General features: G+C 44.4%; 16 protein-coding genes. 10 read left to right on the top strand and 6 right to left on the bottom strand.

From position 1 onward, the window contains the following. The 7 genes from ACEW9O_RS16645 to ACEW9O_RS16615 form a co-directional block, all read left to right on the top strand. Positions 1-992, top strand: a 992-nt coding sequence (locus ACEW9O_RS16645; protein WP_373551313.1) for an alpha/beta hydrolase, incomplete at its 5' end; no start/stop codon positions are given. 169 nt (positions 993-1,161) lie between these two features. Beyond that, positions 1,162-1,704, top strand: a complete 543-nt coding sequence (locus tag ACEW9O_RS16640; protein ID WP_373551312.1) for a GrpB family protein — start codon at positions 1,162-1,164, stop codon at positions 1,702-1,704. Positions 1,705-1,771: 67 nt separating this feature from the next. Beyond that, positions 1,772-2,668 (top strand): ribonuclease E inhibitor RraB, encoded by an 897-nt coding sequence (locus ACEW9O_RS16635; RefSeq protein WP_373551311.1) that lies wholly within the window; start codon positions 1,772-1,774, stop codon positions 2,666-2,668. A 168-nt stretch (positions 2,669-2,836) separates the two neighbouring features. Next, a complete protein-coding gene (locus tag ACEW9O_RS16630; protein WP_373551310.1) occupies positions 2,837-3,247 on the top strand; it encodes a DM13 domain-containing protein in 411 nt (136 codons plus the stop codon). A 68-nt stretch (positions 3,248-3,315) separates the two neighbouring features. Next, positions 3,316-3,474 (top strand): element excision factor XisH family protein, encoded by a 159-nt coding sequence (locus ACEW9O_RS16625; protein ID WP_373551309.1) that lies wholly within the window; start codon positions 3,316-3,318, stop codon positions 3,472-3,474. Next, the gene (locus tag ACEW9O_RS16620; RefSeq protein WP_373551308.1) at positions 3,467-3,805 is read left to right on the top strand and encodes a XisI protein; all 339 of its coding nucleotides are present in this window, start codon (positions 3,467-3,469) and stop codon (positions 3,803-3,805) included. Before ACEW9O_RS16625 ends, ACEW9O_RS16620 begins: the two co-directional genes overlap by 8 nt. 19 nt (positions 3,806-3,824) lie before the next feature. Further along, complete coding sequence (locus ACEW9O_RS16615; protein WP_373551307.1) at positions 3,825-4,088, top strand: hypothetical protein; 264 nt, start codon at positions 3,825-3,827, stop codon at positions 4,086-4,088. A gap of 383 nt (positions 4,089-4,471) precedes the next feature. On the opposite strand, the gene ACEW9O_RS16610 is transcribed toward ACEW9O_RS16615, so the two are convergent. Both ACEW9O_RS16610 and ACEW9O_RS16605 read right to left on the bottom strand, forming a co-directional pair. Further along, positions 4,472-5,695: an IS4 family transposase gene (locus tag ACEW9O_RS16610; RefSeq protein ID WP_373551306.1), complete on the bottom strand. Its 1,224-nt coding sequence runs from the start codon at positions 5,693-5,695 to the stop codon at positions 4,472-4,474. Between the two features lie 255 nt (positions 5,696-5,950). Then, complete coding sequence (locus ACEW9O_RS16605; protein ID WP_373551305.1) at positions 5,951-8,755, bottom strand: gliding motility-associated C-terminal domain-containing protein; 2,805 nt, start codon at positions 8,753-8,755, stop codon at positions 5,951-5,953. 243 nt (positions 8,756-8,998) lie between these two features. Here ACEW9O_RS16605 and ACEW9O_RS16600 point away from each other — a divergent pair, with 243 nt between their 5' ends. Next, the gene (locus tag ACEW9O_RS16600) at positions 8,999-9,535 is read left to right on the top strand and encodes a hypothetical protein (RefSeq protein WP_373551304.1); all 537 of its coding nucleotides are present in this window, start codon (positions 8,999-9,001) and stop codon (positions 9,533-9,535) included. Between the two features lie 247 nt (positions 9,536-9,782). On the opposite strand, the gene ACEW9O_RS16595 is transcribed toward ACEW9O_RS16600, so the two are convergent. Beyond that, positions 9,783-10,778, bottom strand: a complete 996-nt coding sequence (locus ACEW9O_RS16595; protein ID WP_373551303.1) for a polysaccharide deacetylase family protein — start codon at positions 10,776-10,778, stop codon at positions 9,783-9,785. Between the two features lie 64 nt (positions 10,779-10,842). Between ACEW9O_RS16595 and ACEW9O_RS16590 the strand changes: the two genes are divergently transcribed. Continuing rightward, a complete protein-coding gene (locus ACEW9O_RS16590; RefSeq protein ID WP_373551302.1) occupies positions 10,843-11,649 on the top strand; it encodes a formyltransferase family protein in 807 nt (268 codons plus the stop codon). 102 nt (positions 11,650-11,751) lie between these two features. Here the strand turns inward: ACEW9O_RS16590 and ACEW9O_RS16585 are convergent, their stop codons facing one another. Further along, on the bottom strand, positions 11,752-12,756 hold the full coding sequence (locus ACEW9O_RS16585; protein ID WP_373551301.1) for a hypothetical protein: 1,005 nt from the start codon (positions 12,754-12,756) through the stop codon (positions 11,752-11,754). Between the two features lie 430 nt (positions 12,757-13,186). Here ACEW9O_RS16585 and ACEW9O_RS16580 point away from each other — a divergent pair, with 430 nt between their 5' ends. Further along, entirely contained in the window at positions 13,187-13,648 is a 462-nt protein-coding gene (locus tag ACEW9O_RS16580) for a DinB family protein (protein WP_373551300.1), read from the top strand. 6 nt (positions 13,649-13,654) lie between these two features. Here ACEW9O_RS16580 and ACEW9O_RS16575 read toward each other — a convergent pair whose 3' ends face one another. Continuing rightward, complete coding sequence (locus ACEW9O_RS16575; protein ID WP_373551299.1) at positions 13,655-14,761, bottom strand: Gfo/Idh/MocA family protein; 1,107 nt, start codon at positions 14,759-14,761, stop codon at positions 13,655-13,657. A gap of 206 nt (positions 14,762-14,967) precedes the next feature. Next, complete coding sequence (locus ACEW9O_RS16570) at positions 14,968-16,488, bottom strand: aspartate aminotransferase family protein (RefSeq protein ID WP_373551298.1); 1,521 nt, start codon at positions 16,486-16,488, stop codon at positions 14,968-14,970. Positions 16,489-16,606 lie beyond the last annotated feature (118 nt).

Genomic DNA, 16,606 nt, shown 5'->3' with positions numbered 1-16,606 from the left:
CTTGTGGAAAAGACGATGAAAATCAAGTTATTCCTACTTCAAATATAAGTTTTTCAAACTCACCTTTTGACTTGCAAGGAATTAATGCAAAATTTGCTAAAGACATTGCATATGACAACAAAGCAAGAACTCAATTTGATATTTGGCTACCAAATTCTAACACTCCGACAGGTTTAGTTATATATGTTCACGGTGGTGGTTTTACTAGTGGTGACAAAGATTTTGTATATTCTGTTCAGTCAGGTGGAGCGTGGGATTTTCCAACAGATATAAGATTTTTACTTCAAAACAATATCGCTTTTGCAACTATTCGCTACACTTATCTAAACACGACAGGAGAAACCGAAGGCGTTAAAAAACCAATGTCAGATGTAAGAAGGGCATTGCAATACATAAGAAGTAGAGCCATTGATTTTAACATAGACAAAAACAAAATCATTTTAGCAGGAAATTCAGCAGGCGCAGGCACTTCTCTTTGGATAGCATTTAATAATGATTTCGCAGATGTACAAAACAATGACCCTGTTTTAAGGGAATCCAGTAGAATAAAAGGTGTAGTAGCCAGAGAAACTCAATCAAGTTATAATATTGAAGACCGCTGGGTAAATGATGTATTCGTAGATTACAGTCTTACTTGGTCAGAAATATTGGCTAATGAAACAGGCAACATTCGAAAAATATACGGAGTGTCTTCCAATGCACAATATGAATCTGCTGCCCTTGATACTTATAGAGCAGAGGTTGATATGTTATCTTTGATGTCTGCCGATGACCCTGAAATTTGGATAAATAATACGCTTAGAGATGTCGTACACCCTTACTCTGCACCAGAAATATCTTCCCATCACGCTTTTCACGCAAGAGAGTTAAAAGAGAGAGCAGATGCCTTAGGAGTTAAGAACATTGCTTACTATGGTAAAAATCCAATAATTTATGCTCACCCAAGCAACGAAAGTTGGATTCAGTTCTGTAAAAGAAAAATTAACGAATAACTGCCCAACAGCCGTTTTACAAAAGTAGGATTTTCGTGCTGCTATGACAGGGAGGTGCCAAATCCAAGCTCTATTTTTGTGATGAAGTTTAGTGCTTCTGGTTTATCTTTACCAAGCGGGCGTAATAAATACTCATATCTCCGTGTTGTGCATCACTTAAAAAAACACCATGTTAATCGAAAAATACACACCAGCTTGGATTAAGAATTTTGCGGATTTAAAACGTGAAATAGAAAATGGGCTTCAGGGCCTTACATTTAATATTGAACACGTTGGAAGTACTGCTGTACCCAATTTGGCTTCTAAACCAATCATCGACATTGATATTGTCTATTCCAATCAAGCGGATTTTCAAAAAATAAAATCAGGATTGGAAAAAACAGGATACTACCACAGTGGAAATCAGGGGATTGAAGGCCGAGATGTGTTTAAAAGGAATGGGAAAGGCAACAATGAAATTTTAGATAGCATACAGCATCATCTTTATGTTTGCCCCAATGACAGCAAAGCATTGGAAAGACATCTTTTGTCTCGAAATTTTTTAAGAAAAAATGATTGGGCGAGATTAGAATACCAACAAATGAAATACGAGTTGGCTGAAAAGGCCAATCAGGATAAAAAAAAGTACGCTGAATTGAAAGAATTGAACGTTAATGATTTTATCGATTCAATGATAGAAAAAGAAAAAAGTGAACGCACAACATCGATTTGACAATATGGCGGCTGAAGTGCTTCTAGGAAACTTACCGCTTTAACAACACTACAATACACAGACAACAATGAGAAAAATAATTGCTGCATTTTTTGCTTTACTGAGCGTAGCCAGCTGTTCGACAGTACAAGACAACGAAAGACAAACAAACATCAACTCCATATTTGACCAAATGGAGCTTCAAGGAGTGGACATTAAAAAGCCCTTGCTTTATGGTTTCTTCTTTTACGACAAGGACAAATCCAAGCTCGAAAAACTTAAAGACGAGTTGCTTAAAGACAACTATAAACTGGTTAGACTTGAAAAGTCCGAAGATCAAGAGTTTATACTTCATGTTGAAAAAGAAGAAATACATTCGAGGGTTTCCCTTTTGGAAAGAGAAAACCAACTTGAACAACTTTCTAAAACTTTTCAAGTTGCATCTTACGACGGTTGGGACGTTGGAAACCCTGACCCCACCAAACCTTTGGTTTCCAAGGACGACAGTTTTGAAAAATCCTTGGACAATCAATCAGCTGCGGAATTGTATAAAATGGCCAACGAGCTCTATGACAGCGAAACCCATGACAAAGCAGTTCTAGTATTTCAAAAGTGTATAGAGCGCAAGTACAAGTTAGACACCTGCTATTATAAACAAGGCGTAAGTTACATCAGCTTAGGACAAACTAAAGTTGGGATTGAAAAACTAGAAGAGACTTTAAAAATCAATCCAAAATACTTTAAAGCTTGCTTTAATATTGGCGCAACTTGTTACGACAATGAGGAGTATCAAAAGTCAATAGACTACTACCAAAAAGCAGCAAAACTTGACCCAAAGGACGACAGAGTTTATTATGGGATTGCGGCATCCCAATTTGTGCTGGGACAACTCAAAGCTGCTGAAGAAAATTGCAAAATAGCCTTGAAGTTGAACCCGGGGAATGAAAACGCGAAGGCACTTTTGGGGGACATGAAAAAGAAATAGTAAGGGGGAAGACCGAGTTTCCAAATACGAACGCAGTGTGGACGCAATTCAATTGGGCACACTATTCTATCCAAAGTGTTCTCACCACGACACGTGTGGGAGAAACAAGCCCCTATGAATAGTCGTTCAGTATAGAACAATCATGTTGATTACCATAAACCTTTACCTATGTACAAAATATTTGTTTTAACGCTACTACTTGGCCTTAGTTTTGCTTGTACCAAGCCTATTGAAAAAAATGATATTGTCAGCCCAGTGGATACGGATAAAGAACTTGCTTCGGGTACATTCAGCGGCGCCAATCGATATACAACCACAGGTATTGCTAAGTTGATTAAAGACAAAGATGGCAAGCGTTTTTTGTTGCTGGAAAACTTCCATACGGATCGAGGCCCAGATTTACGTATCTTCTTGTCGACCTCGCTACGAAACGATAACTTTATCGAACTTACCAATAAATTGAGTGTAGGCAATGTGCGCCTGGAAGTTCCTGCTGAAACCAACACAGAAGAACAAAAATTCGTACTGGTCTGGTGCAAAGCGTTTTCGGTGTTGTTTGGGTCGGCTGAGCTGAAGTAATGCAGGGATACATATTTTGTTTTGCTATTGCTTTTTTCTTGATTTGGAAATAAATTTGTTGAAAAAAATTGGCAAAGGATATTTATCATGATGCAGTGCGGGAAGCTTTGGCAAAGGATGGTTGGATAATCACCCATGATAGCTTCCCATTTAAAGTGGGCGAAGTAGGTTTTTTTCTTGACTTAGGCGCAGAAAAACTACAGCCAAAACCATTGTACAATGGATAAAGTAACGCATTATCAGGATTTGTTAGTGGCCTATTTGCAAGAATATGCGGCAACACCTTATGCCAATGCACCTGGACTGGAGAAAATGCTAATTACAGATCGGGAAAATGGTCATTTTCAACTGGTCAGCACAGGTTGGCACAAAGGGGCTTTTTCCTTTGATGTACTGATGCACTTCGATGTTCGCAATGGGAAAATATGGGTGATGCAAAACTGGACAGAGGAGGAAGTGGCTGAAGAGTTCGTACGAAGAGGGGTGCCTGCGCAGGATATTGTTTTGGGGTTTGTACCTGAAGAGGGAAGGGTGTATTCGGGATTTGGGGTTGGTTGAGATGATGTATAGGCCACATATGCTTACTTTTGGAACTTGGTGGTGGCTTCATCCTGACTATTACGACAAAGAAGAAATAAAGAATATGGACACATTGGGACAAATATTATGGTTTGCAATGTTTGGGACACCTATACTCACAATTCCATTGACTTGGCAAATGAGGGGCACAAAAAAAATTTATCGAGTAATCGTTGGATTATTTTTAGCCTTGGCACTTTCGTTTTTTCTTTATCACATCAGCTTAGCAATTATTTTTAGAGATGGAATGGGACCAAGTTGACAAAAAGATTAGAAACATTATCTCGCTCCGCTAGTTCAAGTCTTGCCCTTTGGCTCCCAAAACGCAACGCTGGTGCATGGTCTCATGACCTGCACCTATTATCCCCGCGTCTACAAACGCATGAGTATGCACCATGCCAAGAAAAAGTGCTAATCATAAGTGGATTTAGTTAGAGCTATTTTCAAACCATCGTGCATACTTTTGCGTCAGTAGACCATAGCCGTCAGGCTAAGGTATTAATGAACTCTCTTGGTGAAGTCCTGTAAGATTTATCAGGCAATTTTTTTTTATCCTTGCTGCCTCTTTTCGCCATATGTTTAAAAATAGCTTCAAAAAAAACTAAGATAGCCTGTTCTCCTTGCTCAATAGCTTCACGGAGCGCATCAAGTTTTTTTTAAAATTTTAGCACATTTATATTCACTTATTTCTATTTCTTCTACCTCCCACAAATAGTCTCTATACAGGTTTTGGATTTTTTCAGAGAGTAGAATGGCCATTAAGCGCCCATACAAATAACATTCAAAGCGAAAAATATTCATCTGTTTGACTTTATCAATATCAAAAACTGACTTCCAAATTTTGAATATCAGTTCAATTTGCCATCTCAGAGCGTACAAAAACCTTATTTTATCCCTTGGTAAAAGCGATACATCTGCATTGGTTATATAAACATTGTAGTGACACAGCAACAGTGTATTTTCATGAAATGTCTTTGAACCATGTGTTTTGTTATTCCTAATCACTTTTTTCTTACGCTTTTCTATTAATTCTTCAGGTAATGATTGAATGATCATACGGACTTTGAGCTTCTTTTTACCAATATATATACAAGGTATGTCTTTGTCTTGTCCCCAGGCAGGTACTAAATCAACCATTTGTATCTCCTCATAGTGGCCCGCTTTATTTTTTATATAACAATTTATCGAACTTCTGAAACGCGATAGAAAATAGCCTTTCTCCTGATCAATACGCTCAAAATGCTCTAAATTAACGTAGCCCAAATCTTTCATGTATAAACAACCTGCTGTTAGTTGATGATTTAAGTCTTGTAAATAACACGCATCATTTTCATGACCAGACACAATCTTTATGTCCAATGTTTCACCCCGCAGTAATTCATACCGATGGTGTAATTTAACTGAAGACGATACATTACCACCCCCTTTATAAAATACTGTTAATGCTGATGATAAATCAAAAGTTGTCGCATCTATCAGCTCTATACTGTTGAAAAAATTAGCATTTTCACTATTCGTTGCATTGAATGGCTCTACATAAGGCTGTAAAACTTCTACCAGGAGCCTTTCATAGCATTGTTTCATAAACGATACTGCATAGGTATTATATCTTTCATCTAAACTTTGTTTCTTTAATTCTATCCCATAGGTTTCTTCCAAATACTCGCATTGGTCATTTAAACTTCTTTCATCTCCGCTTGACGTGTTGAATATATTCATTTGCAAAAACATCTGACCCGTTAAACGTGAGGTGCTGCGTTCGATGAATTTTGCTTCCCGGGCTAAGTTTTCTATCCGATCCGATGTGAAAAATTGATGTAATCTGATGGCCAGTTCTTTTTCTGTTTCTATTGAGTTTGGATAGTCCATTGGCGTTTTTTCTCAAAATTACCTTATTTTTGGTGTTATTGAAGCCTTAGCCTGACGGCTATGGTCAGTAGACGCGGGGATAATGGGAACAAGTCAGGAGACTTATTCCAGCTATCCACTTACGCTAACGGATAGCTGTCAGTTTTGGCGGATGTCTCCAAATACGTCCGCACTGCGGACGCAATTCACACTGAGCCATCAGCAATCAGCCTGAGTTATGCTCATAGCTGACTGCTGATGGCTCATAGCTGACTTCTATTTCACCAACTGAATATACCCCTCCAGCGGTTTCTCCACCGGCACCACACCATTCCCCCGTTGTTCAAACACCATACACTTGTAGTAGTACACCCCGGCTGGGAGCGCATCACCTTGCAGGTTGGTACCATCCCAATTCAGGTTCGGATCCGCAGTTTTGAACACCAGTTGACCCCAGCGGTTGAACACCTGGAAATCCACCGAAGCGATGAAACAGAAGGGGAAAGGCGTATACAAATCATTCTGATTGTCCCCATTTGGCGTGAAGGTATTCGGTAGGATGTAACGTGGGCAGTTGTCCACACAAATCAAGTTGCTGCGTCCACTTTCATTGCCCAATTGATCAACGGAGGTAACCGCGTAACAACCCGCAATGCCCAACTCAGGACGGTGCGTGAATATTAGCGTATTCGGCGAAGTGATGGTACCCACCAATGTATACGTACCCACCGTATCTCCACTATTGAAATACACCCGGTAACCCGCCAGATCGGTTGCATCGGGGCAAGTTTCGGTGGGGCGATTCCAGGTTATGGTATTGACTTGTAGGTCGCGGTCGGCACAATCGGTCGGTTTGTCACAAATTGTCGCGACTTTGATTGTCGGAGGGCAAGGAGCTACGTTGTCCTGTGGCCGCCCACAAGCCTCCTGCGAGTGATTGATCAAAGGGCTGACGATATCGACAATGCCATAGGTGCCAAGAGCCCGGATTTTATAACAATATTCGGTGCCATTGACCAGATTGCGGTCGGTATAATTATTGGTTGTTACCGTCGCAATGGAATCAAAGGTACCTGCGGCATTCTTTTTAAACACCACGTAAGCATAATTGTCCCAAGGCGTATTTTCCTGCCAGCCCAAATTCAACAACTTATCCGAAGCACTGATCTGCAAAAATACCGTAGATGCTAGCGGTGTAACTCCCAGCGGCTCCGTCGTTGATCGACCCGTATAAAAACGAATGCGGTAACTATACGGAGTATTGGCTGTACGCAAATTTTGATCCAGGAAGCAGGTATCATTGGCCCCCTTGAAGGTTGTACTGGTGAAGCGGGCGACGGGCTGGAACGCTGCATCCGCCGGGGTCAAGCCTTCGGCACGCATCACTTCGTAACCATACGGCCCTCGATTCACGAGGGTATCCAGGTCGTTGGCTTTGGGCTTGGTCCAGCAGACTTGCACGTTACCCGTAGTGGCACTGGTACTGACCACATCGGCTTTGATGATGATGGGCAGGTTGCGGTTGAGCTGTACACAAGCCTCTTTGGAAGGTAAACTTTCCAAAAGGTTGTACGCATAACGCCCGCCCGGGGTCGTTTTGGCAAATTCGGCCAAAATCCGGTAACAATACGTTCTGCCAGGTTCCACATCATTGTCACGGAAATGGTAGCGTTTGTTTAAACTATCAACAATGGAAAACTCCGTCAATTTGGTATAACCTTGCCCCTGCAAACCAGGCTTACAAGTATCCGGTTCAAAAGAGTTGCTGCCAATCCTGCGCCAGACCGTAAAGCCCTGGAAATAATTTTCAGCTGCTTTGTCGCACACGTAGGGTTTTTGCCAACTGACATCGATAAATCCATTACCCGGTGCCGCTCGTACATCCTCCGGAGGCGGCCCGACGACTTTTATTCGCACCGTTTTGAGGATGGACAGACCCGTGGAGTCTCGCGGGTAAAAATCATCCACGGCTCGGAACACGACGGTGTAGAACTGATCCGAAATGTGTTCGCAGCGCGTTTCCCAACGGAAGGTTTTTACGAATGGGTCGTTTTGGTAAGTATTGATATTGGGCGTAAAGGTGGCTGGGCTGATTTTTACTTCAAAAGGTCCACCCAAGGCACCCAATTTCACCCTTTGCCGGGTTTCTTCAATCGGGGCAGTAGCAGTTACTGTAAATTCAACGACCTGACCTGCGATAACACAAATTTCGTCGGGTGCTTCAATTTTGGGTGGTTGATTGTCACAACTTTGGATCAAAATCTGAATGTCCCGCACAATGGTATCCAGCGGATTGCCATCCCGGTATTCAATAATGATCATGGCCAGGTTGTATTCCCCAGCTCGTTGGGGGGCATCCCAGACAATTTCCCCCGTTCGTTCATTGATGCTGAGGTTGTTCTTGGGCCCTGGACTGACCATATTCGGAAAGAGATAATTCGGCACTTGCACCCCTCGATCCGAAAATGGAATGATCAATTTGTAGGCCAAACTGTCGCCATCCGAATCGTAGGCATTCGGGTTGTGGATAAAAGGTTTTCCTACACAACCAATATCGATTGGCGGTTGCAACAAAACTGGGGTATTGTTGCAGCCATCTACCTGTGGGTTTGGAAAAGTATAGGTGGTTTGGATGTGGAATTTAATTTGCTCCGAGTTCGGGAAGTTGAGGTTGATGATGCCCCCGTTGCGGTTGGGGTCATTCATCGAAATTACATAGGTGCCACGCGAAGGGTAGGTATGAAAAGCAACATAAACGTTCTTGCGGGTATCGTTCTCAAGCAATTCCCCCTTTCCAACGCCATTCACCCCAATGGGCCCATTGACCCGTAATACCTGTTGACCACGGGCTCCAGGGGATTCGTCACCCCAAAAAATGGTTAAGGAGTCACGATCCACCATAAAGCTACTCGCCTTGGTATACGTAACAATGGTTGCTTTGACGGTCAAACTGGTCACACAGTTGCCCACTTGTTCTATCGTGATTTCTCCAGCCCGGTTGTGCGTGGCCATTGCCATTGGCAAAGCCAGTACCCAAAAAAGCAAGCTGAGGAAAGTTGTTTTCTCTGTAAAAATTCTCATGTTCTGGTCGTTTAACTACCTACGTGCTAATGTAACAAAATTTAGAGAAAAGGGATTGTCTGGAAAGTTACAAAGTTCCAAAGTTCCTAGGTTCCAAAGTTCCAGAGTTGGGTTAAATCTAGGAACTTTGGAACGCTGGAACCCTGTTAAACTATTTTAACCCTCGTTAAACTTTTCATAATCCTCTTTTACACATAGGTGACTTCCTGTAATTTCCGCATCACAAATCAAAAACACGTGATGATGAGAAATACCCTTATGTTGTTGCTGCTGTGGGCGGCGTTTAGCAGTTGTAGTCCAAGCCTATCTTATTTTACTCAGGATTTGTACGACCGCAACCGCTGGAGTGAATCAGAACTGAAAAAAATCCAGTTTTATTTGTCCGACGATGTGTATTTGCGGCGGAAACTGGGTGAAAACGCTTCCGAAATTGTGGAAGGAAAAGTGCGGGTGATCAATGGGGAAAAAGTTGAAGAAATTTTTATTCCCCGCAGCACGCCCGGGGTGTTCACGTTTAGCCCCAAGGCCAATCGTTTTGCCATTGCTTTTGAAAATGGCTCAGATCAACGTTTCCTCATGTTTGGCCCCAATCCGAAAGCGGGTGAACGTTATGTGCTGTTGGCCAAAGATTGGGAAAGAGCTTCTGGTAAGGTCACTTACGATGGCAAAGAATACGAAGTAAACTACGGTGCCGCATTTGCAGGATTAATGGTCGATCTACGCCGCATCGATCGGCAGGATCGAAATAGCCGTACGGCGGAGGGGGTGAGGGTGAATTAAAGTTGAGGAAGGTTGATTATCAAGCAATTGATGCAGTACCTGGTGATTTTGGTCTAAGGCTTTTTTGAGTTAAGAGTGACGAATACATGACTTACGAGTTTAGAAGTTAGCTACCGCAGCAACTTAGACACAACCTTGTCCTAAGTCGCTGCGGTAGCTAACTTCTAAACTCGTAAGTCATGTATTCTGAACTCGTCACTCAAAAAAAGAAAATCATCAATTGCTTGATAATCAACATTCGTTGACCCTATTTCATTTTCTTCCTCCGCTCCATCAACTCCCTCCAAGTCGTCAAAACAATCCCTTCCTTTTGCAAAAAAGCTTTCAATTCAGGAGATTGCATGGCCAGGAGGTCACTTTTGCGCACATCTCCAGACCCGGAAATGTGTTTAAAAATAGGGGAGGGGGCCGTACAATGCACGATCAACATCGTCACTCCCGGTTTAAGCCGTTGGAAAGATTCGATGATCAATTTTGTTTTTAATTTTTGCATGGCCTTGTCGCTCAATCCGGGTGGAATTTTCATGCCATAGGTTTCATTGTGCAGGTCATCCAGCACGGGAAGCCCATTGTTCCAGAGGTTTTTGCCCGCATTGCGCAACAAACCCAAGGTAAAAGGGTCCAGTTTATTGGTCTCCGCAATCATGCTACAGTGCCCGGCGGGCATCATCACGGGGATTCGCTCCTGAATGCCAACCTTGATGTAGCGCTGCAAAAAACCAGGTGAAGCAAACAAAGTGCCCATGTGAGAATCCATATGAGTGGGTTCAAAACCCATTTGGCGCGCCCGGGCAATTTGTGCTAAAATTTCTTTTTCAACCTCATCCGCCGAAGCATTTTTGACCACATCTTCCACTTCTGGCCAGAGTGCACCCTCCTGATCGACCAGACCCGGTACAGCTGGTTTGCCACTCAAAGGACCCCAGCGGTAATCGTCCCATTCAGAGGTCAGGGTGAGGTGCAAACCTGCGTCGATGCTGGGATTTTTTTTGAGTTGGTGCACAAAGCCGGGAACCCAGCCACAGGGCATCATTACACTTACGGAGGTAGCAACCCCTTTGGTAAGGGCCTGGAGAGCCCCTTCGTTGGAGTCCCAGGACATCCCGGCATCGTCAACGTGCATGATGAGGACTTTGGCACCTTTGGGCCAGCCCAGGCGCTCGGCGTAGGTGCTGTCAGTTTGGGCTGAGATTTTTTGATGGTTCAAAATAATCAAGCAGAGTAAGAAAAGGATGGATCTCATGTAGTGGTAGATTTTGATACTCAAAAATATCATTTCTGGGGTATATTTGACCATAATCTCTACCATGCGCTTACTCTACTTTACCAACCGGGATTTGGCCAGTAATGTGATGCTCAATCACTTGTTGCCCTTGCTCCATCCGCACATTCAGCACATTTTCATTTCTGATAAGGTTGGCAAAGCCAATCCGGCTGCTCCGCAGGCACTCCAAGACCTGAAATTTTTTGAGCAAATTTTGCCCAACGAATTTTTGTTTCCCCAATTGGATGCCCAAGCCCGCGAGCATAAGCCGGAATACCAGACTTTTGAAGCCTTGTCACAACAATATGCCATCCCCATCACCGCTTTGAATGACATCAAATCGGAAGAAAGCCTGAACTTGATCCGTTCTTTACAACCCGATTTGGTACTCTCCATTCGTTATGGCCGTATTTTCGGGGATGCATTTGTACAAATTCCGCGGCTGGGGGTAGTGAATTTTCACTCGGGGCGTTTGCCCAATTATCGGGGGGTATTGGCCATTTTTCGGGCTTTAAAAAATGGAGACAAGGCCATCCACGGCACATTGCACTACATTGATGACAAAACCATTGATACGGGCGGTATCATCGGTTTTTCCCATTTGCCCGTCAACCCGGATCGTTCATTGTTGTGGCACATCCTACACTTATACCCAGCGAGCGCCGCTTTTGTAGCCGATCAGGTGGTATCGATTTTGCAGGGTGAAAAACCGAATACCCTCACCCAGGACGAAGCGGAATCGGCCTATTTCAGCTTTCCGAGTGCCGAGGAAATTGCTGAATTCGAGGGAGCGGGATGGAAAGTTGTGGATGCGACTGAGTACTCCGCCTTCATCCAGCATTATTTGTAAGAAGCCGATTGAGTTTGTATCGTGGAAGCGAAAAGGAGGCTATTTTTGGCCAAAAATAGACCCTTTGGAGCCCATGATACAAACTCAAACGGCTTCTAAGGCTTACCAATTTTGTTCAAAGCCGCGCTTTTCAGCAATGCCATCGGCAAGTTCAAGTACCAGTGCAGCGGTGGTAGCCGAATTCCCTTTTCCAATACCAATGTTATCATGAGGATGCATTAGAGCCTGATACAGGTTATAAAAACCGTAATTGCCAACCATTTGCAAACTACTCTTACGCAGGTAATTGGCATTTTCTTTAAAACCATAACGAAGTAACCCCGCGTAAATCATCCGGTTCAAGAGCAAGGAAACGGTCTCGCCTGAACTATCTTTGGCGGGTAGCTGCATAGGCAAAGCCCAATAATTGTCCCGGAAATACCCTTTGATCAGGCCACGGCACAAACTTTCAGCATGCTCCTGATCGGGCACTCCAGCCCAGAGGGGAAGATAGTTGGCAAGGTTAGGAATGCTCAGTTTTTGGCCAGAAACGTGATCGTAAGCACAGTAACTTTTAGATGGATCGTCCCAAAGGTCTTCGTTTAAGCCAAAAACCGTAAGCTCCTGCCATTGCACTAAATCACCAAGATCGTGGTGCAGTTTTTCCCCCATTTCGATCAAACACTCGTTGGCACGGCAAAGCAATCCCAAAAAAGCGGGGTCTTGGATTTGAAAAGGAGAACTACCATAATGTTGGTGGAAAAACGCTGGCATTACCGCCTCTTCGGCAAAATGAATACAAGGCAGGCCCATTTCCTGAGGGTCGCGGTGTAAATACCAATAGTGATGGGATTGTAACAAAGCATCAAATAACTCCTCGATGCGGGCAATCGAGGGGTCTTTTTTCCAGCAAGTCCAGGCTAAAATACTGTGAAAAGGTGGCGTAGAGATTTGGGCATCGGGTACCTGGGGAATACAACCTTGTTCCGTTTGTCGACCCAACTCTTGCTTCAGCCAGTGCCAGACCCTCCCGACATCACTATGGGCATAACCCAAACCCAGTGCCAATTGCTCCATTGCTGAAGCAGTATGTTGAAAGGCATCATCAGTCGCATGCAGGATGTGCATGGCTGTTTGCGCCAAAGACGTTTTAGCTATCACAATTTACTAGTGTTTCTGAATATTAGACTTTATAAACAGAAGCTCACTTGGTCAGAACGATTTTTTTTTGAGCTACTCATCGGCTATTTTTTCGTCCGTAGCGCTGCTACGCACTCGAAAATAAGCCTCAATTAGCTCAAAAAAAACTTCATTCTGCCTCAAGCAGCTTCTGTTTATAAAGTCTGTTCAATATTGGGCTGTAGATTCCCGGGAGGAGGGATCACAAAATTATACATTCTATACGGTTAAAGGATGCTTATAGTTTCAATTTTTTTTCATCTATTTTTCACATCAGGATTGCCTATTCTTCTCATTGCGCTTTTGTACCTTTAGAGCCTGTTTAAGTTTTTCAGGAGTAAGCCAAAACAAGCTCATAGCACCAATTCATCTCTGCTGTATGCATCGTCAAGAAATCATTGAACTATTGCGCCGTACTTTTGATGGCGCGGCCTGGCATGGCCCATCGGTTATGGAAATCCTGCGCAAAGTAACGACTGATCAATTGGCCAACCAGATTGGCGATAGCCATACCTTGATTGAACTAGTGGAACACATGACGGCCTGGCGGCGTTTTGCCATCGAAAAATTGAGGGGCAATACGACTTACGATGTGGATGACAAGGCCAATTTTCCCAAGGTGAGCCCCAATGAAGAAAGTTGGCTCATTACCCTACAGCAATTTGAAGACAGCCAGTTGCACTTGCTCGAACAATTGGAACAACTCGATGAGTCCCGCCTGGAGCAAGTGGTTGAAGGCCGCAATTATTCTTATTCTGTATTGCTACACGGCTTGATTCACCATGATGTGTACCACTTGGGGCAGATTGTTTTGTTGCGGAAAAAAGAATCAATCAGTTGATCAACCCTATTTTCCTTTAAAAAACTTCTCCCACTCCACCACTTTCCCCGTCTTCGCCGAATGTTTCGCCGCTTCCAAAATTTGCACTACGATCCGGTTGTTATCCAGGGCCGATAAATCAAAATTCTGCACCTTGATGCGTCCGCGCACAACACCCTCGAGGTAAGTAAAGGGGTCATTGACTGGCAGAGGGTCAGCTACCAGTGGCGTTCCCCGGTCTTCCAGTTTTGGACCCACCAGCATGTCCTTACTATTCAGGCACTCGATCATGCCACTTTGCCCGTATATCTCGACGTCTTTGCGGCTATAGGGCCAATTCCACGAGGCCTGAATGATCACCTCGGTATTGGCATATTCCAGCACAATGATAGCTTCATCGTCTACTTTAGGGTAGATTTTGGGCTTGATGTGGCGCACGTTACAAAACACTGTTTTGGGTGTTTCACCTTTTAGCAGCCAGGTAGCCAGGTTGGCACCATAACAACCAAAATCAGTCAATGCGCCTCCACCATTGAGCACCGGATCGGTGAGGAAAGCCAAAAATTCTGGAGTGCAACCAATCTCCACCGGGCCAGGATGCCCATGGTGGAATACCATTTTGCGGATTGACCCTATTTTGTTCTCCTTATTAATCAGTTCGTAGGCTTTGGCATTGCTGCCGTACCAGGTCGTTTCGTAGTTGGTGAGCAGCTGAATCTGGTGCTTTTGCGCCAATTCAATCATCCGCTGGGCGTGTTTCCAATTGGCCGCCAGGGGTTTTTCCACCATCACGTGGATGCCTTTGGGGGCGCAATACTCCACCGTACTCAGGTGATCGTAGATGGAATTAAAGGCAGTTACCGCTTCGGGTTTGGTTTTTTCCACCATTTCTTCAATGGTATTGTACACCAAACCCAGGTCAAAACCCCGTCTTTTGGCATGGCGTTCGGCCAGTGCGCGGTTGGGTTCAACGATGCCCACAATTTCGATGTCATTGTCTTTTGCCCGGCCCAAAATCCAGTTGACGTGGTCGTGGGTTAAGCCGACTACGCCTACGCGGAGGGGCTGCTGGGCCTGGAGGCTACCTAGAATTTGACAAAAAAGCAAGGTCAGGAAGAGTTGAAAATTTTTCATAAAACGATAGTTTTAGGTGATAAGGTCATACTAATGGACACCTTTGTTTATAGGAATCGGAGGACATGAATTGCCTCCAGCTTCAGCTGGTGGATAAGTAGTGAACTCTAGTTTTTGGGCTTTAGCCCTATTTCCAAAATTGAGGTTTGGGCTAAAGCCCATTCAAGGGGGAATGCCCATATCCACTAGCTAAAGCTGGTGGCAATTCATATCCTTCGAGCAACATGTTCAGTAGCGTGGGATAAGATTGACTTGACGTGTTCTTCTCCAATTTGCAAGGTAGCCTGTATCAACAGTTCCAAATCGTCTTTTTTCGTTCGTTGATTGACAATACACACCCGAATCGCGTAGCGCCCTTGCAAGAGGGTAGAAGAAGGAGAGGCGATGCCCCGCTCCTGCAACTGAATCAATATTTCACGGTTCAAGGCGTTGAGTTCCGTTTCCGTAAGCTCAGGGTGAATGTACCGATAACAGACGATACTGAGGGAAACGGGGGCCAATAACTCCAATTCTGGCCTATTTTCCACCATTTGACCTAAATAAGCGGCTTGCAAGTTATTTTGCCGAATCATGGCGGCGTATTTGCCTAAGCCATGTTCCTTGAGCGACATCCAGATTTTGAGGGCTTTAAACCCTCGTGACAACTCGAAACCATAATTGTTGATGGATTCCAGACCACCCGCCAATCCTCGCTTTTCCTGCAACAAATAATTCGGGGTGATGGCAAAAGCATTGCGATGCGCTTCGGCATTTTTGATCAAAGTACAGCCCACTTCGTAAGGGATGTACAGCCATTTGTGGAGGTCAAAGGCGACACTATCTGCTTTTTCAACAGCGCTGAGTGCTGAGGCATATTGGGGATCGAGTTTGGCCAGTGCACCATAGGCACCATCTACGTGGAACCACAATTGGTACCGTTGGCAAATTTGCCAGAGTTCTTCAAGTGGGTCGATTGCCCCGGTATTGACCGTGCCTGCACTGCCCACCACACAAAATGGGCGATGCCCGGCGGCTAGGTCAGCTTCGATGCATTGGATCAGCTCGGCAGTGTTGATTTCGTACCGGGCATTCACCGAAATTTTGCGCACCGCTTCAGTGCCCAACCCCAGAATTTCTACCGCTTTTTGAATACAACTATGAGTCTCCGCCGAGCAGTACAACGTCATTTGGCTGCCAATGTTGAACAAACCTTCCTGCCGCACGCTGGCCTGGTGATTGCGGGCAACGGTGAGGGCGGTGATGTTGGCCATGGAGCCGCCGCTGAGCAAAATCCCGGAAGCTTCGGCAGGATAGTTGAGCATTTGTTTGCACCAATTGACTACTTGCTGATCGACGTAAAGTGCGGCATGTTCACCAATGGTGACGTTGGGATTCATGGTCGCGGCCAACAAGTCGGCCAATACGCCTAGTGGAGTTCCCGTGCCTTGCACCCAGGCAAAAAAACGGGGGTGGATATTGCCCTTGGTGTAAGGAAAGATGTATTGTTTGAAATCCTGATAAATGCTGTCGATGTCTTGTGGTTCCTGGGGGATATCTGTGGCGAGAAAGTTTTTGACTTCGGCGGGGATGGGCTTCCAAACGGGTTGTTTGCCGATGTTTTCCAGGTAATCCATCACATCGTCGATCATTTGGTGCCCCAGTTGGCGCATTTGTTGCCAATCTTGAGGGTCTAAAGTCAGGTTTTGGGCTACCTGGTCAGCTAGTTGTTCTTGATTTGTTCCTTGCATAGTGTTGAATTGATAAGTTGAGGGAGGTTGAGAAAGTTGAGGGAGGTTGAGCTACCGCAGTGACTTGAACAGGGACTTTGTCTAAGTCGCTGCGGTAGCTCAACCTTCTCAACCTCCC

The organism is Haliscomenobacter sp., assembly GCF_041740695.1.
Classification (GTDB): Bacteria; Bacteroidota; Bacteroidia; order Chitinophagales; family Saprospiraceae; genus Haliscomenobacter.
This window is presented reverse-complemented; position numbering and strand designations above follow the sequence as displayed.